Consider the following 21215-nt stretch of genomic DNA (forward strand, 5'->3'; position numbering starts at 1 on the left):
GCCGCCATGCGCCCCGCCCTGTCGATCATCTTCTTCACCACACTGTCGGGCGCCGGCTACGGCCTGTGGTTCCTGTGCGGCCTCGTGCTCGCGGTGCATGCCGGCCATGCGCTCGTGCGCGTGCCGTTGCTCGCCGCGTTCGCGGTTGGCTTCGCGTTGACCACGATCGGTCTGCTCTGCTCGGTCGGCCATCTCGGCAAGCCACTGCGTGCCTGGCGCGCGCTGAGCCAGTGGCGCAGCTCATGGCTGTCGCGCGAAGGCATCGCGGCGATCGCCTGCGCCTTCGTCGCCATCGCCGCGGCGGTGGTCGTCCACATCGACGGCAGCATCGTCGCGCAACGCTGTGCCGGTCTCGCGCTGGCACTGAATGCCGTCATCGTGGTGGTCTGCACGGCACGCATCTACACCTCGCTGCCGACCATCGCCGCCTGGCACGACGCGCGCGTGCTGCCATCGTTCCTCAGCTTCGCCTTCGCCACCGGCGCGACCTGGTGGTGGCTGCTCGCGGCCGCCAGCGGCTTCAGCGCAAGTGCATGGCCGCTCGCCGCCGCCAGCGGCGCGCTGATCGCCGCGGCCTGCAAGTTCGCCTACTGGCGACGACCCGCCGAAGCCACGGCCGAAACCGGCACCGGCACCGCCACCGGCCTCGAACGCTACGGCCACGTGCGCAGCGTCGAGGCGCCACATACCGAGGCGAACTACCTGACCCACGAAATGGGTTTCGTGCTGGCGCGCAAACATGCCGCGCGCCTGCGCCGGATCACCCTCGTGCTGGTCGGCGGCATCGTGCCGCTGCTGGCGCTGCTCGCGATCGCCCTGCCCATCGCCGCCGTGCCGTTTGCCGTGCTCGCCACCACGGCCGCCGCGCTCGGCGTGTTCGTCGAACGCTGGCTGTTCTTCGCCGAAGCCCGCCACGTGGTCATGCGCTACTACGGCGCAAGCCACAATCCTTGACGGCCTATTCACCCGGCATTCAAGCGCCACCGCTAGCATTTTGCGGCGCTGCAACATGCGCTCCCTGCGCACCCGACCGGGTGCCGCCCCCCCGTACAAGGAATCACGCCATGAACAAGACGCTGATCGCGAGCGCGCTGCTGCTTGCCCTTCCCCTGGTCGTCCAGGCCGATGACGGCTCCTGGTCCGGCAGCGGCGAGCTCGGTCTCGCCCTGAGCCGCGGCAACACCAAGTCCGAGAACCTCAACGCGAAGCTTGCGTTCAAGAAGGAAGACGAGGCCTGGAAGCACAACATCTTCTTCAACGCGCTGCGCAACAAGGGCGAGGTCAAGGTGACCGACGCCGCCGGCGACACCGTCGACAGCTACCAGTTGACTGCGAACCGCTTCGAACTCGGCGCCTCGTCGGGTTACAAGCTCGACGAACGCAGCTACGTCGTTGGCGCGATCCGCTACGAGAACGACGATTTCTCGCCGTACGAGTACCAGGGCGTGTTCTCGCTCGGCTACGGCTACACGGCGCTCAAGAACGAGCGCACCGAACTCGCCTTCGAAGTCGGCCCCGGCTACCGTCGCCTCGACAAGCGTCCGTATACCGCGTTCATCGGCACACCGCCGGTGGCGACGACCATCAACCCTTCGGCCGACGGACAGGTCGTCGCCCGCGGCCTGGTCGCGTTCAAGCACAAGCTCACCGACAACACCGCGTTCGAGAACATCCTGCTGGTCGAAGCCGGTTCGGACAACAAGTTCTTCCAGAACGATGCCGGTCTCGCCGTCAGCATGAACAACAAGCTCGCGCTCAAGCTCGGCTACCAGGTGCGCCACAATACGGACGTCAGCCCCGGCACCGACAAGACCGATCAGCTGATCACGACGAATCTCGTCTACAACTTCTGATCGATCGCCGCCGGCGTCACGGGAACGGGCCCTTCACGGGCCCGTTTTCATTTGCGCGGATTCGTCACGAAATCCGCGCGATATCGGTTATCCCGCATGCGCGGCAAGCAACTCCCCCGCCCCGCGCTCGAACAGCATCGCCGCAACGCGCTTGCCGAGATCGACGGAGGATTCGCCGTCCATCGCCACGGCCCCGGCGCGCACCAGGCGACCGCTGGCGGGATCGCCGACGAGACCCAACAGTTCAAGGCCCTGCTCGGTTTCCGTGCAAAAGCCCGCAACCGGCACGTGACAGCTGCCATGCAGGGCGAGGTTCATCGCCCGCTCGGCTTCGACGCAGCGGCGCGTGTCGGGGTCGTCGAGCACGCCGACGAGATCGGCGACGCGGTTGTCGCCAAGGCGCTGCTCGATCGCGATCGCACCCTGGGCAACGGCCGGCACCCAGGTCGGCGCCACCAGGCGTGCCCGCACGCGCGCACCGAGACCGAGGCGTTCGAGGCCCGCGCAGGCGAGGATGATCGCGGCGTAGCGGCCTTCGTCGAGCTTCGCCAGGCGCGTGTTGACATTGCCGCGCAGGTCGGTGAGTTCGAGGTCGGGACGCAATGCGCGCAACAAGGCCTGGCGACGCAGTGACGAGGTACCCACGCAGGCGCCCTGCGGCAGTTCGTCAAGGCGGGCAAAGTCGTTGCTGACGAAGGCATCGGCCGGATCGGCACGTTCGAGGATCGCGCCGATCGCAAAGCCAGACTCCAGCTCCATCGGCACGTCCTTGCACGAGTGCACGGCGAGGTCGGCACGATCTTCGAGCATCGCGACCTCGAGTTCCTTGAGGAACAGGCCCTTGCCGCCGATCGCGGCGAGCGGGCGGTCGAGCACCTGGTCGCCGCGCGTGGTCATCGGCACGAGTTCGACGGCGAGGCCGGGATGCGCGGCGCGCAAGCGCGCGGCGACATGTTCGGCCTGCCACAGGGCAAGCGCACTTTCGCGCGTGGCGATGCGCAACGTGTTCACAGCGAACGCACCGTCTTGCGCAGCGCCGGCAGGTTGCGCCGGCTCACTTCGAGCGGCGTGTCCACCCGCTCCAGCCTGGCGAACACGCGGCCGTCGGCCTGGCGGACGAGACCGCTGAGCTTGTCGAGGGCGACGAGGCAATTGCGATGGATGCGCACGAAGCGGTCGGCGAACTCGGTTTCGAGCGCCTTCAGCGGTTCTTCGATAAGCACTTCGCCGCCGCCGTGGTGGACGACGACGTACTTGTCTTCGGCGAGCAGGTAGTCGACGTCGGCAACCGGCACCAGCACGAGGCTGCCACGCACGCGCGCGCACAGGTGGCTGCGCGAACGCCGCGGCGCGTCGGCTGCGGTGACGGCGCCGAGCGTGCCGACGCTGAAGCGGCGCGCGCGTTCGAGCGCGCCGCGCAGGCGTTCGCCGCGGATCGGTTTGAGCAGGTAATCGACCGCGTTCGCCTCGAACGCGGCCAGCGCATGGTCGTCATAGGCCGTGCAGAACACGACGGCCGGCGCCGCTTCCAGTTCGCCGATGTGGCGCGCGGCTTCGAGGCCATCCATGCGCGGCATGCGGATGTCGAGCAGGACGAGATCGGGGCGCAGTCGCTCTGCCGCGGCGACCGCTTCGAGGCCGTCGCCGGCCATGCCGGCGATCTCGACACCGTCGATGTCGGCGAGCAGGGCGGCGAGGCGCTCACGCGCCAGCGGTTCGTCATCGACCAGCAGGACTCTCATCGTTCATTCCACCGGCAGGCGCACGCGCACCACGAATTCCCCGCGCGACGGCTCGACGAGGAGCGCGCCGCGCGCACCGAAATGGTAGCCGATGCGCGCGCGCACATTGGCCAGCGCATGCGCATTGCCGGGCGTGGCCTCCTCGACCGGACACGGATTGCGCACGATGATCTCGACGGCATCACCGCGGTTGATGCCCTCGATCGCCACCGTGCCGCCTTCGGGCAGGCGCTGGATGCCATGGTAGACCGCGTTCTCGACCAGCGGCTGCAGCAGCAACGGCGGCAACGCCAGGGCGCGTGGCAAGGCCTCGACGCGACTGTCGACCTTCAGGCGTTCGCCCAGGCGCAGACCCTCGATGCGCAGGTAGTGGCCGACCAGGTCGAGTTCCTCGCCGAGCGTGGAGAAACCCTCGCGCGCACCGAGCGCAGCGCGGAACAGGTCCGACAGATCCTCGACCGTGCGCTCGGCCTCGACCGGACGCGTACGGATCAGGCTGGCAATCGTGTTCATGCTGTTGAACAGGAAATGCGGGCGGATGCGCGCCTGCAAGGCATCGACCTGGGCCTTTGCCGCAGCCTCGACGCGCTCGCGCCACTGCTCGCGCACATAGAGGTAGCGCAACAGGGCGGCGGCGATCAGCGCACAGATCGCCGCATTGCCGAGAGCAAAGCGCCACAGTCCGCCGTGGCCATCGAGCAGGCGCAGGCCGAGCGCTTCGTCCATCGCATGCACGACCGCGCTGCCAAGGCCGGTGGTGACGATGGCGAGCAGCCAGGCGACGATGAAGCCGACGCGTGCAGGCCAGCGCGCGAACGCATCGCGCATCGAGCACAGCACGACGACGTTGAGCAGGGCCAGCCACTGCACGAACACGGTGGCGATGCCGAGTTGGGCGAATGTCTCGCGCAACGGCCGTGCCGGCGCCAAGGCGAGCACGATGACGACCAGCTCGGCCACGACCATGACCGCAAACAGCGTCGGCAGGCTGCAGAACTGCGGCAGCCAGCGATGCCCTGCTCGGTTGTCCGCCTGCGCCGTCACTTCCATCCCCTGTTGCGTGCCATGCGCCATGGTAAGCCACGTGGCGAAACCCTGGCCCTTCGCCATCCCGGCTCGTCACGCAAAGCGCGCAGCCAGCCACGCCCGCAGGTCGGCGATTTCCTCGGCACAGACCTGGTGAGCCATCGCGTAACTCTTCCATTCGACCGGGTAGCCGAGGCTGCGCAGGAAATCGCGGGCATGCATGCCGAGCGGCTCCGGCACCACCGGATCGACGCTGCCGTGGGCGATGAGGATCGGCACATCGGCATTCGCCGGCGCGCGTTCGTCGGCAAGCTTCTCGTGCAGCGGCAGGTAGCCGGACAAGGCGATGATGCCGGCGAGGCGCGCGGCGTGGCGCAGACCGCCGGCCAGTGCCATCGCCGCACCCTGCGAGAAGCCGGCCAGGACCAGATTGGCCGGAGCGATGCCGCGCCCTACCTCGCGCGCGATCAGGGCCTCGATCTCGGCCAGCGAAGCGCGCATGCCGGCCTCGTCCTGGCGCCTGGCAAGCTCCAGACCGGTGAGGTCGTACCAGGCACGCATCGGCATGCCGCCGTTGATCGTGACCGGGCGCACCGGGGCATGCGGAAACACGAAGCGGATCGGCGGCAGGCCGGCCCCGGCGAGTTCGGGCACGATCGGTGCGAAATCATTGCCATCGGCGCCCAGGCCGTGCAGCCAGAGGACGGCATGGCGCGGGTTCGCGCCGGTTTCGGTTTCGACACAGGGCAGGGTCATGCGCTCTCCTCTCGGCAGGATCGCGAGGCTGCACCAGTCCATGCCGGTTTGCCAAGGGAGCTGCCGTGTCGAACAGCGGCTGAAGCCGCGCCTGCGGGATCGCTATCCCTGTGAGCGGCTTCCGCAGTGATGACTTGCGACGCATGGTCATGCGGCGCCGAGCCGGTATCCTGCCCGCCTTTCGTTCCGGAACCTCCCCATGCTCCGTCCATTTTCTGCCTGCCTCGCCATCCTGCTCGCCTTCGCCGCGGCGCCCGCGCCGGCGATCACGCTGGATCAGGCGATGGCGGATCCCGACTGGATCGGTCCGCCGGTCGAGACGCCGTACTGGAGCGCCGATGGCAAGGCGATCCTGTATCGCCTCAAGCAGGACGGATCGAGCGTGCGCGACCTGCACCGCATCGATCCCGACCGTGGCACCGACACGATCATCGATCCGGCCACGATGGCCGATACCGACGGACCCGGCATCGTCTGGGACCGCGAGCGCCGCCGTGGCGCGTTCGCGCGCAACGGCGACATCTTCGTGCGTGACCTTGCCAGCGGTCGCCTCATGCAGATCACGCGCACGCCGGTCGCCGAAGCGCAGCCGCAATTCTCGGCCGATGGGCGCGCCGTGCAGTTCCGCACCGGCACCGACTGGTGGAGCCACGACCTCGTCAGCGGCGTCGGCGGCCCGACCTTCGTGCTCAAGGCGGAAAAGGATCCCGAGGCGAAGCAAGCCGACGATCTCGCCGAGCTGCAGCTGCGCCTGTTCTCGACCCTGCGCGCGATCAAGGCCGACCGTGACGCGCAGAAGGCCGATGCCGACGCCTTCCAGAAGGGCGACCCGACCCGCGCACCCGCGCCGTTCTTCCTCGGCGACGACATCGTGATCGAGCGCACCTCGCTTTCACCGGACGGGCGCCGCCTGCTCGTGGTGACCACGCCGAAGGGCTATGACGAAGGCAAGGTCGCCAAGCTGCAGCGCTATGTCACCGAATCTGGCTACGAGGAGCAGGAGGACGAGCGCGTGCGCGTTGGCCGCAACCTGCCGGCACCCCATGCGCTGTGGCTGCTTGATCTCGCCGAACGCACGCAGGACCGACTGGCGTATGCGGAACTTCCCGGCATCAACGACGACCCGCTGAAACCGATCCGCGACGAGAACGCGGCGGCGCGGTCGCACCAGGACACGCCGGTGAAGGGCACGGCCAACAAGGGCGGCAAGGCGGCGAAGAAGGGCACCAAAGCCGATGCCGGGGATGAGCGCACGCTCGAAGTGATGCGCCTCGTCTGGAGCGGCGATGGACGCAACGTCGCCGTGCAGTTGCGCGCGATCGACAACAAGGACCGCTGGATCGCGACGGTCGATTTCACCAGCAAGCGACTCGTGAGCGAACACCGCCTGAGCGATCCCGCATGGATCAACTGGGCGTTCAACGACTTCGGCTGGAGCGACGACGGCACGACCCTGTGGTACCTCTCCGAGGAAAGTGGCTGGTCGCACCTTTACGCCAAGGCGCCGGGTGGCAAGGCGCGCGCGCTGACCCGCGGCAGCTTTGAAGTGTCCAACCCGCAGCTCGCGCCCGACGGGCGGTTCTACGTGCGTGCCAACGCCGAAGCGCCCTATGCCTACGACATCTATCGCGTGCCGCTCGGCGGCGGCGAGCTGGTGCGCGTCACCCATGCACGCGGCACCGACGCCTTCACGCTGTCTCCGGACGGGCGCCGCCTTGCCCTGCTGCAATCCTCCTCGCATGTGCCGGCCCAGCTCGCCGTGCAGGACGTCGATGCGCGCGAGGCGCGCACGCTGACCGATACCCGCAAACCGGCTTACAAGGCGCTGCGCTGGCCTGAACTCGAGATCGTCGGCGTACCGTCGCGCCACACCAGGCAGCCGATCTGGTCGAAGCTGTACAAGCCTGCCGACTTCGACGCGACGAGGAAGTACCCGGCCGTGCTGTTCGTGCACGGCGCCGGCTACCTGCAGAACACCAAGCTCGGCTGGCCGAACTACTTCCGCGAGCAGATGTTCCACCACCTGCTCACCGAGCAGGGCTACGTCGTGCTCGACATGGATTTCCGTGCATCCGAGGGTTACGGCCGCGACTGGCGCACGGCGATCTACCGGCAGATGGGCACGCCCGAACTGGACGACCTCGTCGACGGCGTCGACTGGCTGGTGAAGAACCACGCCGTCGATGCCAGGCGCGTCGGCCTCTACGGTGGTTCCTACGGCGGGTTCATGACCCTGATGGCGATGTTCAAGCGACCCGATGTGTTCGCTGCCGGCGCCGCCCTGCGCCCGGTCACCGACTGGACCTCGTACAACCACGGCTACACCTCGAACATCCTCAACACACCGCAGGTCGATCCGATCGCCTACCGCCGCTCCTCGCCGATCGAACTCGCCGAAGGCCTGCAAGGCGGCCTGCTCATCGCCCACGGCATGATCGACGACAACGTACTGTTCCAGGATTCGGTGCGCCTCTATCAACGCCTCGTCGAACTGCGCAAGACCGACTTCGAACTCGCCGGCTATCCGCTCGAACGCCATGGATTCGTGCATCCGGATGCGTGGTACGACGAGTACCGCCGCATCCACGCGCTGTTCGAGCGCCACCTCAAGCCCTGATCCCGCAGCGAGCCGCGGTCTGGTACTGATGCACCCATGCACGCGCCGGCGCGCAGCCGGCGCCGGTCTGTGACGACGCACCAGCGCGAGCAAAGATGGTGGCGCACTCGGGATTGGAACCCGCACCCGTTCTCGGCCAAATATCCGCAGTTTTGGCCGATTGTCCGCGTTTCCGCCGCTTTGCAGATCAGGCTTGCGCCGTGGCATCACGGTAAAACCGCAGCACCTTCGGCGGTGTAAGCCTAGAATCCTCCAGCCCTTTGCAGATACGGGCGAAGGTGACGGATTCCACCGGGTCTTGCGGGCTGAACCGCCCCGGCTTTCGTGGAGGCTGTTTGGTTTAAGTCACACGGTTTCAGCGACCTTGGCTTCTGCGAGTCGCCGGTAGTAGTTTGCCTCAGCCTCGGCCGGCGGGATATAGCCGATCGATCCGAGGAGGCGTTGGGTGTTGAACCACGACACCCATTCCAGCGTCGCCAGTTCCACCGCCGCCTTCGTCTTCCAGGGGCCACGGCGGTGGATCAGTTCGGCCTTGTAGAGCCCGTTGATGGTCTCGGCCAGCGCGTTGTCATAGCTGTCTCCTCGGCTGCCAACGGACGGCTCGATGCCCGCTTCGGCGAGCCGCTCGCTGTAGCGAATCGACACGTACTGCGAACCCCGATCGCTGTGATGGATCAGCGTGCCGTCACGCTCCGGCTGGCGTGCGTACAGCGCCTGCTCCAGCGCATCGAGTACGAAGTCCGTCCGCATCGAGTCGCTGACCCGCCAGCCCACGATGCGGCGGGCGAACACGTCGATGACGAAGGCCACGTACAGCCAGCCCTGCCAGGTCGAAACGTAGGTGAAGTCCGACACCCACAGCTGGTTCGGCCGTTCGGCGCGGAACTGCCGGTTCACCTTGTCCTGTGGGCACGGCACGTTGCGATCACTGATCGTCGTTCGCACCGCTTTTCCGCGCATCACGCCGCGCAGGCCCTGCTGGCGCATCAGTCGCTCGACCGTGCATCGAGCCACCGTGATGCCCTCACGGCCGAGCTGTCGCCACACTTTGTTGGTGCCATAGACCTGCAGGTTGGCCCGCCATACCCGGTGGATCTCGGGAATCAGGGCCTCGTCGCGCTTCGCCCTCGCCGGGCGTCGCTCAGGCTCGCGATGGCGGGCCGCGTGTCGCCGGTAGCCGGACGGGGCGATCTGCAAGGCCCTGCAGATCGGCTCGACCCCGAACGTGCTCCGGTGCGTGGCGACAAACGTCCTCAGGGCTTCAGCCGGCGGTCGAGCTCCGCCTGGGCGAAAAAAGCACTCGCCAGCTTCAGGATCTCATTGGCCCGGCGCAGTTCCTTGATCTCGCGCTCCAGTTCCTTCATCCGCTTGGCGTCCGCGGTCGTCACGCCATCGCGCGTCCCCGCATCGACCTCGTGCTGCTTCACCCACGTCAGCAGCGTCTGCGGCACACAGCCGATCTTGGGGGCGATCGACGCCACGGCCGTCCACAGCGACGGGTACTCCCCGCGATGCTCCAGCACCATCCGGACTGCACGCTCGCGGACCTCAGGGGAAAACTTCTTCGACTTGTTCATGGCTCCATTCTCTCAAGAGTTGGAGCCTCCACGTTTCCCGGGGCGGTTCAAGCCAGTACGTCGAAGCGATTTCGGGGGCCGCAACCTGTGCCTCGGCCGACGGAAGGGCGGCGCGAGGGCTACAGTGACTGCACGAGGGACTGCCTGCTCGGAGAGGATCCCAAGTGGGTAGTGGAAATCACTGGACGAGCCGACCCAATCTCTTCGCGATGCTGACTTCGGCGCCCATGCCCGAGTTGAACTCCAGAAAGTCCTGCTCGAACCCATCGCTGAAGATCACGCCGTAGTTCGGCATCTGCGAGGTCAGTCGCAGCGGGCTATCGCCCTCGATCCGTCCGAACACGAGACTCGCCTGCGTCGCCCGGCTGGGGAAGGGCTCCCGCACCGTGTAGTACAGATGCTGCGCCTCCCACGGGAAGCCTGAGGTCTGCAGCGCTCGCAGTTCCTCCGAAGACTCCGGCCCAGCCATGCCGATCGCGCCGGTGAGCAGGCTGCGGAACCATCCCGTCGAGCCGAGCCCCGTTGAGACAATGATGCCGCTCGACGAGTGCACTTCGATCTGCTCGCCAACCTGGATCGTGTAGCGCGCCGAGACGTGAGAGCGCGGGCCGATGAAGAGATCGTTGACCGCGTGCAGTTCCTGGCCGTCGCTGAGCCGCACGCGCGCCATGGTGATTGCGCGCGTTGGTCGGCGGTCGGCCTGCGCCTCCGGCGCGACCTTGGCGAGGTCCTTGGCCTCAAAGGGCAGCAGCACGCCATCCCAGCGCTTCGGGTCCGGGTTGACTCCGATGACGGGCTGGCCGTGCAGATACTTGAGGGTGTTGGCGACCAGCCCGTCCTGTCCCACCACGACGACCAGGCAGTCGGGCGGGAACAGGAAGTTCGGGACCAAGGTGCGGTCGAGGCGCTGGACCCGGCCGAAGCGCCGCAGCTGCGCTTCGGCCGATTCGACCGCATGCCGGTACGTGTCTTGCTCGGCCTGGTAGTCAGAGAAGTCCGCACCCATGTGCTCAACATAGAACCGGGCCTGCTCGACGGTATTGAGTCGAGCGACCAGATCCTCAAGCCGGGTCCGCCGCGTCACCAGGATGATCCGGTGCTGCAGGGCGTCCATGGTCTATTTCCTCGGGGCGGCGACCGGCGACTGGGTGAGCTGCTGCAGCAGATCCGGGGAGATGTTGAGTTCGCCGATCCTGCCGGCGTTCTGGGCCAGTTCCTGGAATGCCGAAGCGATGATGGCGCCTGGGGCGGCACTACCCAATGCCAAGGCCTGCAGCACTTTCGGGTCGACCCCGGCGACCGTCCTCACCAGCGCGTCCATGCCGTACGCCTTGGCGTCGGCCTCGCGGCGGGCATTGGCGGCGCGCAGTTCGGTCAGGGCCTCGTTCTCCTTCTCGTGCGCGATCTTGCCCTGCATTTCCTGGGCCTGGATCTGCAGGCGCTTCTCCAGCACAGCGCGCTCGGCGTCCATTTGCGTCTCGCGGATCTGGCGCTTCTTGGTCTCGACCGCAATCTCGGTGTTGAGTTCGTTCTCCTTGATCGCGCGCTCCTGCTCGATCGCAGCGTTGCGGCGCAGGTACAGCGCGTCGTCGGCGTCCTTGAGGATCTGTTCGCGGATGGTGGCTTCGAGCGCCCGGGCAGTGTCGGGCGTGGGCTTGATCGCGAGGATGGCGAGGCTCACTAGTTCCAGGCCGAGGCTCGGCAGCCCGTCCGGGCGGCGCAGTCCCTCGCGGACCGACTGAACCAGCCCTTCGGACTCGCGCAGCAGATCCTGCAGCTTCTGGCCCTGCAGGGCGGCGCGCAGTTGGACCTGGACTGCGTTGACCACGCGCTGCGGCAGCTTGGTCGGGTCCTCCGACACGTAGTCGACACCATTCGCCAGCAGGGTGAAGTTCATCAGCGAGGCGAGCAGCTTCGGATCCGACACCCGGTAGGTGATCTGGCCCTGCACCGTCACCTGCTGAAAGTCGGCGCTGACCTCGGTGAACATGAAGGGCGCATCGACGCTCTCCATGGGAATCGAGACGAGCGAGGCGCTGGGGGCGAAGTAGAAGAAGGCGAGGCCTGCGCCTTCCCGCACCGGTTGCCCGTTGCGGTACTGGATCAGGTAGGTGGTGGGGCTGGCTTTGGCGTATTGGATGCCGAACATGATGTGCTCCTAGGAAAGTCCTTCCAGGGTCGCGATGCCCGTCTTTCTAGCATCGGCGCGAACGGACGCGGTCGCGCAACGCGTTGAACTCATAGCCTGCCGACGAAGCGCTCCACGATGTAGAAGTGGTCCTCGTATATCTGAGACTCCAAGGCGCGCAGGTCGGCGAGCGGAAACCAGCGCGCCTTGGCGGCGTCATCGCCGCCCTTTACAGCGGGCAAATCGCCTGCGGGGAACTCGAAGTAGAAGGCGTGCGTGATCGTCCGCCCGCGCAGCGAGCGCTCCGGGTGGTCGAAGACATCCTGCGAGCGAACCGAGCCACGAAGCACAGGTGCGGGCAGCTTGAGGCGGGTTTCCTCGCGCAGTTCGCGCAGCACAGCGTCCATCAGGCGCTCGTTGCCGCGAACGAAGCCGCCGGGCAATGCCCAGAGGCCTTTGCCGGGCTGGGCGCCACGGGCGACGAGCAGCAGGTGGCCCGAGTGCACGACGACAGCGTCGACGGTGACAAACGTTGGAGGGTACGGCGCTCCCGCCCAGCCCTGGCGGTAGGTCTGCACGAAGGCATGCTCTTCGGCCAGGGCGCGGTATTCGCTGGTGGCGCGGAAGGCGTCGAACTGGGAGAAGACGGGGGGTGGTACGTGGCCTCGGACCAACGTCATGCCGTCCTCGGTTTCGCTTAGAAGATGTTCGCGCAGTTGGTGCGCAGTTGGCATGTCGACCCAGGGGCACTCTTCGTGCGTCCACTGGGGGAAGGCGCGGACGGTGTCGACGCTCGCCGGCGCCTGTCCGCTCATCAGGCCGATCCGGGTCGAGGTGTCTGAGGGCTCACCGATAGCTTCGCGGACCGCGGTCTGCACCGCGCTGATCCAAGCGTTCTCGTTGTACAGGTGGTCGCGGAGCGGGCGGACGATGATGCGGTTGCCGGCTTCGGGCAATGCGCTCCGCAACATCCGGTCGCGCTCATGCTCGGTCCAGGGATGGCGGCTATTACGTGCCCGGCCCGCGGAGCCCATCAGCACGATGACAGTCTGTGCTCGATCGAGCGCGCGGCGAACGAGAGCGAGGTGGCCGTTGTGGAACGGCGCGAACTGTCCGATTAGGACAAGGTAGTCGAGTCGCATGAGGCTCCCTCATGGCGGTGGCTGAGGCTGGTCTCTCCAGCCTTGCGACTAGCCTACTCGCTCGCGTGCAGAGCATCAACGACTGTTGCGGCCACACCCAAGCGGCCAATCTTGCTGGAATTTCATTGATGTTTGGCCACAGCGGCCAAACTTCGCTGGAACGCGCAATGAGAGCCGGTTGTAAGTGATGGATGGTGGGCCCACCAGGATTCGAACCTGGAACCAAGGGATTATGAGTCCCCTGCTCTAACCGTTGAGCTATAGGCCCATTCGATACGCGCTTCCTCAAGCAACCCTCCATGGTGTCCACTCCGGCCCCGCCATCCGTGGCGGGTCGCTCGCCGGCGCGTGATGCCCGACGGCATCACGCGTCTCTCCGGCTCGCCCCACCAGGATTCGAACCTGGAACCAAGGGATTATGAGTCCCCTGCTCTAACCGTTGAGCTATAGGCCCTTTTTGCTTTTTTGATGGGGCGGAAGGGTGGCCGCCCCGCTCAATTCTGCCTCGCCGATCTGGCCTCGATCAGTGGATTATGAGTCCGCTGCTCTAACCGTTGAGCTATAGGCCCATTCTTCTTTCTTGATGGGGCGAAAGGGTGGCCGCCCCGCTCAATTCTGCCTCGCCGATCCGGCCTCGATCAGCGGAGTGTGAGTCCCCTGCTCCGAAGGCGCCCTGGTCCAGCCCTTCGCGGCTGAAGCCGTTCCCGCGGACACAAGGCTCTGATGTCGCGGCGCAGGATTGTAGCTTGTGCGCTGTGCACGCGGCGGGCGCGGCAACGTGTCGCGTTCGCGGCGGGCATGCGATGCTTCGCGCGCGTCCCTTCTCATTGACGACATGCTCAATCTGCTCTGGCTCGCGTTCTTCCTCGTTGCTGCGCTCGCGGCGCTGGCGCGTTGGCTGGTCGGTGGCGATCCGGCGGTGTTCGCGGCGGTGGTGGCGAGCCTGTTCGAGATGGCGAAGCTGTCGGTCGAGGTGATGGTGCTACTGTTCGGCACGCTGACGCTGTGGCTTGGTTTCCTGCGCATCGCCGAACAGGCCGGGCTGGTCGATGCGCTGGCGCGCCTGCTCGGTCCGCTGTTCGCGCGGCTGATGCCGGAAGTGCCGCGCGGGCATCCGGCGGTGGGTCTGATCACGCTCAACTTCGCCGCGAACGGACTCGGGCTCGACAATGCGGCGACACCGATCGGCCTGCGCGCGATGCGCGAACTGCAATCGCTCAATCCGTCGTCGACGACGGCGAGCAACGCGCAGATCCTGTTCCTGGTGCTGAACGCCTCGTCGTTGACCGTGCTGCCGGTGTCGATCTTCATGTACCGCGCGCAGCAGGGCGCGGTCGATCCGACCCTGGTGTTTCTGCCAATCCTGCTGGCGACGAGCCTGTCGACCCTGGCCGGCCTGCTGTCGGTGGCCTTCATGCAGCGCCTGCGCCTGTGGGATCCGGTCGTGCTGGCCTTCCTCGGCGGCGGCGCGCTCGTATTCGGCGGTTTCGTCGCGCTGCTGGCGACGCTGTCGGCGGCCACGCTGGCATCGCTGTCGTCATTGCTCGGCAACCTGACCCTGTTCGGCATCGTCATCGCCTTCCTCGTCGCCGGCGCGATCAGGCGCGTGCCGGTCTACGAAAGCTTCGTCGATGGTGCAAAGCAAGGATTCGCGGTGGCGCGCGACCTGTTGCCCTATCTGGTCGCGATGCTGTGCGCGGTCGGTGCCTTGCGTGCGTCGGGGGCGCTCGATTTCGCGCTCGACGGCATCCGCTGGCTGGCCAGCGCGGGCGGTGCCGACACGCGTTTCGTCGATGCGCTGCCGACCGCGCTGGTCAAGCCGTTCTCTGGCAGCGCGGCGCGCGCGATGCTGATCGAGACGATGAAGACGCACGGCGTCGACAGTTTCCCCGCCTTGCTCGCGGCGACCGTGCAGGGCAGTACCGAGACGACGTTCTACGTGCTTGCGGTGTACTTCGGCGCAGTCGGCATCCGTCGCGCGCGGCATGCGGTGGGATGCGCCTTGTTTGCCGACCTGGCCGGGGTGCTGGCTTCGATCGCGGTGTGCTACTGGTTCTTCGGTTGATCCGCACGCCCGGCGCAGATCGAGGCGACAACACACGCACCGCATCGTCCACGCACCGGCGACGAGCACGCAAGGCGGCGACGGGGTGAGCGTCGCCGCAATGATCCGCAGCAGGCAGGCGCGGCCGCCCGCGGGAACTATTCGATGTCGAGGAACGAGCGCAGCTGCTCGGAGCGGCTCGGATGGCGCAGCTTGCGCAGGGCCTTGGCCTCGATCTGGCGGATGCGCTCGCGGGTGACGTCGAACTGCTTGCCGACCTCTTCCAGCGTGTGGTCGGTATTCATGTCGATGCCAAAGCGCATGCGCAGCACTTTCGCTTCGCGCGGGGTGAGGCCGCCGAGCACGTCACGCACGGTTTCCATCAGGCCGATGTTGGTCGAGGACTCGATCGGCGAAACGATCGAGACGTCCTCGATGAAGTCGCCGAGGTGCGAATCCTCGTCATCACCGATCGGCGTTTCCATCGAGATCGGTTCCTTGGCGATCTTGAGTACCTTGCGGATCTTGTCCTCGGGCATTTCCATCTTCACCGCCAGCTCTTCCGGGGTCGGCTCGCGACCCATCTCCTGCAGCATCTGGCGGCTGATGCGGTTGAGCTTGTTGATCGTCTCGATCATGTGCACGGGGATGCGGATGGTGCGTGCCTGGTCGGCGATCGAGCGCGTGATGGCCTGGCGGATCCACCAAGTCGCGTAGGTCGAGAACTTGTAGCCGCGGCGGTATTCGAACTTGTCTACGGCCTTCATCAGGCCGATGTTGCCTTCCTGGATGAGGTCGAGGAACTGCAGGCCACGGTTCGTGTATTTCTTCGCGATCGAGATCACCAGGCGCAGGTTGGCCTCGACCATTTCCTTCTTCGCCCGGCGCGCCTTGGCCTCGCCGATCGACATGGCGCGGTTGATTTCCTTGATGTCGGCAACCGACAGGTACAGCGTGCGTTCGATTGCGACGAGCTTGTTCTGCTCGCCGACGAGGGCATCACGGTGCGCCTTGACCGACGGCGACCACTTCTGGCGCTTGCGCGCGAGTTCGTCCGCCCATTCGAGGTTGGTCTCGTTGGACGGGAACATCTTGAGGAAGTCCTTGCGCGGCATCTTCGCCTGCTTGATGCAGACGTCGAGGATCAGGCGCTCGTGGTGGCGGATGTTGCCGACCACTTCGCGCAGCTTGCGCACGAGGGCGTCGATGAACACCGCCGGCAGCTTGAGCTTGAGGAACTCCTCGGCGATCTGGTCGCGCAGCTTCTGCGCCTTGCGGTCGGCGATGCCGCTCTTGTCGGCGACCTTCTGGAACTTGGCGTAACCCTGGCGCAGCAGGTCGATGCGGCGCGCGACCTCGGCCGGATCGGGGCCGGTGTCGACGGTCGCGGTTTCCTCGTCGCCGCCGTCGTCGTCCTCGTCTTCCTCGACCTCCTCTTCGGACGCCTCGGCGGTGGCGGCGATCGGCGGCTCGGGCTCTTCGAGGTCGGCAAAGCCGGCGATCACCTCGGACATGCGCTTCTTGCCCTCGGTGACCTGGTCATACTCCTCGACCAGCAACTGGATCGACCACGGGAAGCTCGCCAGTGCGGTCTGCACCTGGTTGAGGCCTTCCTCGATGCGCTTGGCGATGGCGATCTCGCCTTCGCGGGTGAGCAGTTCGACCGTGCCCATCTCGCGCATGTACATGCGCACGGGGTCGGTGGTGCGGCCGACTTCGGCGTCGACCGCCGACAGCACGGCCACGGCTTCCTCGGTGGCGGTCTCGTCGTCGGTGGTGGCGGCAGCGGCAGCGCGCAACGTCTCGGTATCGGGCGCAATCTCGTGCACCTCGATGCCCATGTCGTTGATCATGCCGATGATGTCTTCGATCTGTTCGGGATCGACGATGTCATCAGGCAGGTGATCGTTCACCTCGGCGTAGGTCAGGTAGCCCTGCTCCTTGCCCTTGGTGATGAGCATCTTGATGTCGGTGGTTTGCTGCTCCTGGATGTGCTCGCTGGCCATGAAGATTCCGCTGTTGCCGTAAACAAAGACTCGGAAGTATAGGAGCCCCGTCAAGGGCTGCCCAACTCATTGATTGTCAAAGATTTCATCCTGCGCTCGACATCGTCGGCGCGGGTACCTCAGGCCGCCGCCACACGCAGGTGGAAGGTGACCGGGCCGTCGTTGACGAGATGCACCTTCATGTGGGTACGGAAGCGCCCGGTTTCCACCGGGGCATGCGCCGCGCGCGCCAGTTCGACCAGTCGACCGAACCAGCGCTCGCCTTCCTCCGGCGTTGCCGCACCCGAGAACCCCGGGCGCATGCCGCTGGCCGTGTCCGCGGCCAGGGTGAACTGCGAGACCAGCAGCAGACCACCACCGGTATCGCGCAGCGATCGGTTCATGCGCCCTTCGGCGTCGGCAAACACGCGATAGCCGAGCAGGCGTTCGAGCAGGCGCTGCGCCTGGGCCTCGCCATCGCCGCGCTCGACGGCGACGAGGGCGAGCAGGCCCGCGCCGATGCGGCCGACCGTCTCGCCATCGACTTCGACATGCGCCGATTCGACACGCTGGATGAGGGCGATCATGCGGGCTCCCGGACGGAAAACCGGCATGGTCGACGTTGCCGGCGGCGGCGGTCAATGCGGTCGAAGTGGCTAGAATCGCGTTTTGCATCAGCGACGCCTCGATTGATGACCTTGCCGTTCCGCCTGCTGCTTGCCTTCCTGTCGCTGGCCGGGCGGCTGCCGCTGCGCGTGCTGCACGCACTCGGAGCCTTGCTTGGCCTCGGCTACTGGCTGGCGCGCGGGCGCGAGCGTCGGGTCACCGAGGTCAACCTGCGTCTACTGCAAACGCGAAACGGCGCACAAACAGGACAGGAACCGCATCACGGCAATGTCGCGAGCGATCCGATCGGGACGCTCGACGCGCGCCATGTGCTCGCCGAGACCGGCAAGTCGGTGACCGAGATCGCGCGTGTCTGGTGCGGCAATCCATCGCGCGCGCTGGGCCTGGTGCGAGAGGTGGAAGGGCTCGACCTGTTCGAAGCCGCGCTCGCGGCCGGGCGCGGTCTCATCGTCGCCGCCCCGCACCTGGGCTGCTGGGAACTGCTGAACTACTGGCTGGCCGCACGCACGCCCCTGGCGATCGTGTATCGGCCACCACGCAACCCGGACATGGAACCGTTCCTGCGCGCGGCGCGCGGCGCGGTCGAGGTCGAGCAGGTGCGCGCCGAGGGCGCCGGCGTGCGCACGCTGTACCGGCGCCTCGCTGCCGGCGGCGTGGTCGGCATCCTGCCCGACCAGCAGCCCAAGCGCGGCGAGGGCGAGTTCGCCCCGTTCTTTGGCATCGAGGCGCTGACCATGGTGCTGGTGCCGCGCCTGGCGGAACGAACCGGGGCGACCGTGCTGTTTGCCTTCGCCGAACGCCTGCCACGCGGCCGGGGCTTCCGCATCCGCTTGTTGCCGGCGCCGCACGGCATTGCCGACCGGAACCTGCGCGTGGCCTGCACTGCGCTGAATGCCGGCGTCGAAGCCTGCGTGCGCCTCGCCCCGGCGCAGTACCAGTGGCACTACAAGCGCTGGTCGCGGCGCCCGCCGGGCGAGCACAATCCGTACAGGAAACCGTAGGAACCCCTGGTAGGAGCCCCTTCAGGGGCGATGCTCCTTCTGTACAACCTCCAAAGCAGAAGCATCGCCCGTGAACGGGCTCCTACGGCGAAGCCGTGGCGCGCAGACGCGCGGCTTCGTCGCCGCGACCATTGCGGGCAAGCACGTCGGCGAGACGTTCGGCCGCCTTGCGCGTGCGTGCGTGAGTCGGGCCGAGGGTCGCGCCGAGGCGTGCATGGGCGGTTTCGAGCACGCTGATCGCTTCGGCGTCGCGGCCGAGTTTCGACAGGCACAGGCCAAGGTTGCTGCGGAAGATCGCCACGTGCGGATGCGCGTCGCCGAGTGCCGCCTCGGCGCCGGCGACCAGGGTGCGGAACTCATCGAGCGCGGCCTCGCCCTGACCGCGGTCGAGCAGCAGCATGGCCAGGTTGTTGCGCGGCGCGAAGGTGGTCGGGTGCGTATCACCGGAGCGCGCGACGATCGCCAGCACGCGCCGGTACAGGGCCTCGGCCTCGTCGAGACGCTGGCGCTGTTCGAGCAGGTAGGCCAGCGCGTTCATCGAGGCCAGCGTCTGCGCATGCGCATCGCCGAGCAGTTTTTCGAACCCGGCCAGCGCCTCGCGCGTGAGGGCTTCGCCCTCGTCGAGTTGCTCGCGCGAGAGCAGCACGTTGGCCAGCGTCTGCATCGTGGTCAGGGTCGCGGCGTGCGCATCGCCGAGTACGCGCCGCTGCGCGGCGAGCGTCGCCCTGGCCTCGGCCTCGGCGATGTCGAGTCGGCCGCGCGCGAACTCGAGCGAGGCCAGCTTGTGGCGGCTGGCCAACGTGCGCGGATCGTCATCGCCATGGCGCGCGCGGCGCGCATCGAGACTCGCCGTGAGCAGCACGACCGCCTCGTCGACGACACCCATGTCGCTCAACTGGATCGACAGGTTGCCGCGGCTGACATCGATGAGGTCGGCCAGCCGGGTGCGGGCGGTCGCATCGAGCGAGGCGGTGTCGAGCGCCGCCGCACCATCGAGCACGGCACGAAGCCCCTTCACTGCCTGGTCGGCCCGCCCGGCTTCCTGGTCGAGACGCGCGGCTGTGAGCTCGAGACCGAGCCGTTCGAGCGCCGGTGCAGATGTCGGCATCTGCGCACGTGCGGATTCGATCGCCTCGTCCGCCTCGTCGAAGCGCCCCAGCTCGGTCAGCATGCTGGCGCGCTGACGCAGCAGGCGGGCGCGTGCAGCGGCATCCAGCGCGGCGCCATCGGCACCGGCGAGCGCGCGATCGGTCAGGGTCAGTGCGGCTTCGTACTGGCCGAGGCCGGCACGCGTCGCGGCGAGCGTATCGAGCACGCTGGCGCGCACGCGCGGTTGCGCATCGAGATCGGCGAGATTCGATTCGGCCAGGTCGATGACATCGGCAACACCGAGCTCGCGCCCACGCGCAATCGACGGATCGGCGGAGGCAAGCATGGTCGTGAGGAAGCCGTTGACCGCGGCGGCCTCGGCCGAGCGCGCCTCCGCCTCGCCACGCGCGCGCGCCTCGGCGAAGGCGAAACGCAGCGAAACGATGGTGGCGACGAGCAGCACGACCACGGCGGCGGCGATCGTCGCCGACAACGCCCGATGGCGCTGCACGAAACGACTCAGCAGGTAGGCGCGTGTTGGGGCGCGCGCCTGCACCGGGCGATGCTCGAGCACGGCGGCGAGATCGTCGGCGAAGTCGCTGGCCGATGCGTAGCGGCGCGCAGGGTCGGCCTCCAGCGCCTTCATGACGACCAGGCTCAGATCGCCGCGCGTGCCCGGCATGACCGCGTCGAGCGGCGGCGGTCGTTCATTGCGCACGATGTCGACCGCCTCGAACAGGCTCGAGCGGCCGATGCGTGGATGCGGCAGCCGACCGCTGAGCAGTTCGTAGGCGACCACGCCGAGCGCGTAGACGTCACTGCGTGCATCGATGTGGCGACTGTCGCCGCCGAACTGCTCGGGGCTCATGTACGGCACGGTGCCGAGCACCTGGCCGACCTCGGTCATGCCGGGGCCGGCGTCCTCGAGCAGGCGGGCGATACCGAAATCGAGCACGCGCGGCGCGCCTTCGGCATCGACGAGGATGTTGCCGGGCTTGAGGTCACGATGCACGACGCCGCGCAGGTGGGCGTGGTGCACCGCGCGACACACGGCGATGAGCAGGCGCAGGCGCGCGGCGACATCCAGCGACCGGGTCTGCGCATGCGCGAGCAGGTCGAGACCTTCGACATACTCGAGCGCCAGCCACGGCCAGGAGCGGCCACCGACTTCGGCCTCGCCGGCCGCGTAGAGGCGCGCGATGTTGGCATGCTCGAGTTGGGCGAGCACGTCGATCTCGCGGCGCAGGCGTTCGCCGGCATCGTGTGAGAAGGCGCGTACAACCTTCAGCGCGACCAGGCGGTCAGGCTGCGTTTCGCGGGCGAGGTAGACCGTGCCCATGCCGCCCTCGCCGAGCAGGCGCAGGATCGCGTAAGGGCCGATCGATCGCGGCAGCTCGAGCTCGGCGGCAGCCGGATGGTCGGCACCGAGCGTGGTCTTGCTGGAAGAATGCATCTGGAACCGGTCCCCAAGGTTGCACCGCGATCCTGCCACAGCGGCGTCACCCGCGAGCTGTCGGACGCGCGGGATCAGGAGTCTCCGATCGATCCCGCCGTGGCGCCATGACATGCACAAGGGTTGCTGCGCGGCCTTGCGACAGTCGCCACTCCTCGCCTGCGCCCGCGCGTCC

Annotated in this window: 16 protein-coding genes, 2 tRNA genes and 1 other annotated feature; of the genes, 5 read left to right on the plus strand and 13 right to left on the minus strand. The window is 67.2% G+C overall.

Features of this window, described 5'->3' with window-relative positions; all coding sequences use genetic code 11:
* Positions 1 to 6: 6 nt before the first annotated feature.
* Both KF907_RS03295 and KF907_RS03300 read left to right on the plus strand, forming a co-directional pair.
* A complete protein-coding gene (locus tag KF907_RS03295) occupies positions 7 to 954 on the plus strand; it encodes a dimethyl sulfoxide reductase anchor subunit family protein (protein ID WP_291218162.1) in 948 nt (315 codons plus the stop codon).
* Between the two features lie 110 nt (positions 955 to 1064).
* Entirely contained in the window at positions 1065 to 1853 is a 789-nt protein-coding gene (locus KF907_RS03300) for a DUF481 domain-containing protein (RefSeq protein ID WP_291218164.1), read from the plus strand.
* Between the two features lie 87 nt (positions 1854 to 1940).
* Here the strand turns inward: KF907_RS03300 and hemC are convergent, their stop codons facing one another.
* Genes hemC through KF907_RS03320 form a run of 4 tightly spaced genes read right to left on the minus strand, consistent with a single transcriptional unit; the run spans position 1941 to position 5377 of the window.
* A complete protein-coding gene (gene hemC, locus KF907_RS03305) occupies positions 1941 to 2864 on the minus strand; it encodes a hydroxymethylbilane synthase (RefSeq protein WP_291218167.1) in 924 nt (307 codons plus the stop codon).
* Positions 2861 to 3595: a LytR/AlgR family response regulator transcription factor gene (locus KF907_RS03310; protein WP_291218169.1), complete on the minus strand. Its 735-nt coding sequence runs from the start codon at positions 3593 to 3595 to the stop codon at positions 2861 to 2863. Before KF907_RS03310 ends, hemC begins: the two co-directional genes overlap by 4 nt.
* 3 nt (positions 3596 to 3598) lie before the next feature.
* Positions 3599 to 4705: a sensor histidine kinase gene (locus tag KF907_RS03315; protein WP_291218171.1), complete on the minus strand. Its 1107-nt coding sequence runs from the start codon at positions 4703 to 4705 to the stop codon at positions 3599 to 3601.
* 9 nt (positions 4706 to 4714) lie between these two features.
* The gene (locus KF907_RS03320) at positions 4715 to 5377 is read right to left on the minus strand and encodes an alpha/beta hydrolase (protein WP_291218173.1); all 663 of its coding nucleotides are present in this window, start codon (positions 5375 to 5377) and stop codon (positions 4715 to 4717) included.
* Between the two features lie 199 nt (positions 5378 to 5576).
* Between KF907_RS03320 and KF907_RS03325 the strand changes: the two genes are divergently transcribed.
* The gene (locus KF907_RS03325) at positions 5577 to 7994 is read left to right on the plus strand and encodes a S9 family peptidase (RefSeq protein ID WP_291218175.1); all 2418 of its coding nucleotides are present in this window, start codon (positions 5577 to 5579) and stop codon (positions 7992 to 7994) included.
* 345 nt (positions 7995 to 8339) lie between these two features.
* On the opposite strand, the gene KF907_RS03330 is transcribed toward KF907_RS03325, so the two are convergent.
* The 6 genes from KF907_RS03330 to KF907_RS03355 all read right to left on the minus strand — a co-directional run bounded on the left by KF907_RS03330 (position 8340) and on the right by KF907_RS03355 (position 13295).
* Positions 8340 to 9571 (minus strand): IS3 family transposase gene (locus KF907_RS03330; RefSeq protein WP_472843823.1). Its coding sequence is split into 2 segments (ribosomal slippage): positions 8340 to 9292 and positions 9292 to 9571, totalling 1233 coding nucleotides; the frame shifts between segments, so codons are not numbered across the junction.
* Positions 9177 to 9293, minus strand: a sequence feature (AL1L pseudoknot). Its footprint overlaps the gene before it by 117 nt.
* Before the next feature lie 178 nt (positions 9572 to 9749).
* On the minus strand, positions 9750 to 10685 hold the full coding sequence (locus tag KF907_RS03335; protein WP_291218179.1) for a diacylglycerol kinase catalytic domain-containing protein: 936 nt from the start codon (positions 10683 to 10685) through the stop codon (positions 9750 to 9752).
* A 3-nt stretch (positions 10686 to 10688) separates the two neighbouring features.
* A complete protein-coding gene (locus tag KF907_RS03340) occupies positions 10689 to 11720 on the minus strand; it encodes an SPFH domain-containing protein (protein ID WP_291218181.1) in 1032 nt (343 codons plus the stop codon).
* 89 nt (positions 11721 to 11809) lie between these two features.
* Positions 11810 to 12841 (minus strand): bifunctional nicotinamide-nucleotide adenylyltransferase/Nudix hydroxylase, encoded by a 1032-nt coding sequence (locus KF907_RS03345; protein WP_291218183.1) that lies wholly within the window; start codon positions 12839 to 12841, stop codon positions 11810 to 11812.
* Between the two features lie 192 nt (positions 12842 to 13033).
* Positions 13034 to 13109 (minus strand) — tRNA-Ile (locus KF907_RS03350).
* Between the two features lie 113 nt (positions 13110 to 13222).
* A tRNA-Ile gene (locus KF907_RS03355) sits at positions 13223 to 13295 on the minus strand.
* A gap of 381 nt (positions 13296 to 13676) precedes the next feature.
* Between KF907_RS03355 and KF907_RS03360 the strand changes: the two genes are divergently transcribed.
* Entirely contained in the window at positions 13677 to 14906 is a 1230-nt protein-coding gene (locus KF907_RS03360) for a nucleoside recognition domain-containing protein (RefSeq protein WP_291218185.1), read from the plus strand.
* Between the two features lie 137 nt (positions 14907 to 15043).
* Here KF907_RS03360 and rpoD read toward each other — a convergent pair whose 3' ends face one another.
* Entirely contained in the window at positions 15044 to 16891 is a 1848-nt protein-coding gene (gene rpoD, locus KF907_RS03365; RefSeq protein ID WP_291218187.1) for an RNA polymerase sigma factor RpoD, read from the minus strand.
* A 119-nt stretch (positions 16892 to 17010) separates the two neighbouring features.
* Positions 17011 to 17457: a D-aminoacyl-tRNA deacylase gene (gene dtd, locus KF907_RS03370; RefSeq protein WP_291218189.1), complete on the minus strand. Its 447-nt coding sequence runs from the start codon at positions 17455 to 17457 to the stop codon at positions 17011 to 17013.
* A 105-nt stretch (positions 17458 to 17562) separates the two neighbouring features.
* Here dtd and KF907_RS03375 point away from each other — a divergent pair, with 105 nt between their 5' ends.
* A complete protein-coding gene (locus KF907_RS03375; RefSeq protein ID WP_291218191.1) occupies positions 17563 to 18498 on the plus strand; it encodes an LpxL/LpxP family acyltransferase in 936 nt (311 codons plus the stop codon).
* A gap of 82 nt (positions 18499 to 18580) precedes the next feature.
* On the opposite strand, the gene KF907_RS03380 is transcribed toward KF907_RS03375, so the two are convergent.
* Positions 18581 to 21040 (minus strand): protein kinase domain-containing protein, encoded by a 2460-nt coding sequence (locus tag KF907_RS03380; protein ID WP_291218193.1) that lies wholly within the window; start codon positions 21038 to 21040, stop codon positions 18581 to 18583.
* Between the last annotated feature and the right edge of the window lie 175 nt (positions 21041 to 21215).

The sequence above is a fragment of the Dokdonella sp. genome (assembly GCF_019634775.1).
Taxonomy (GTDB): domain Bacteria; phylum Pseudomonadota; class Gammaproteobacteria; order Xanthomonadales; family Rhodanobacteraceae; genus Dokdonella.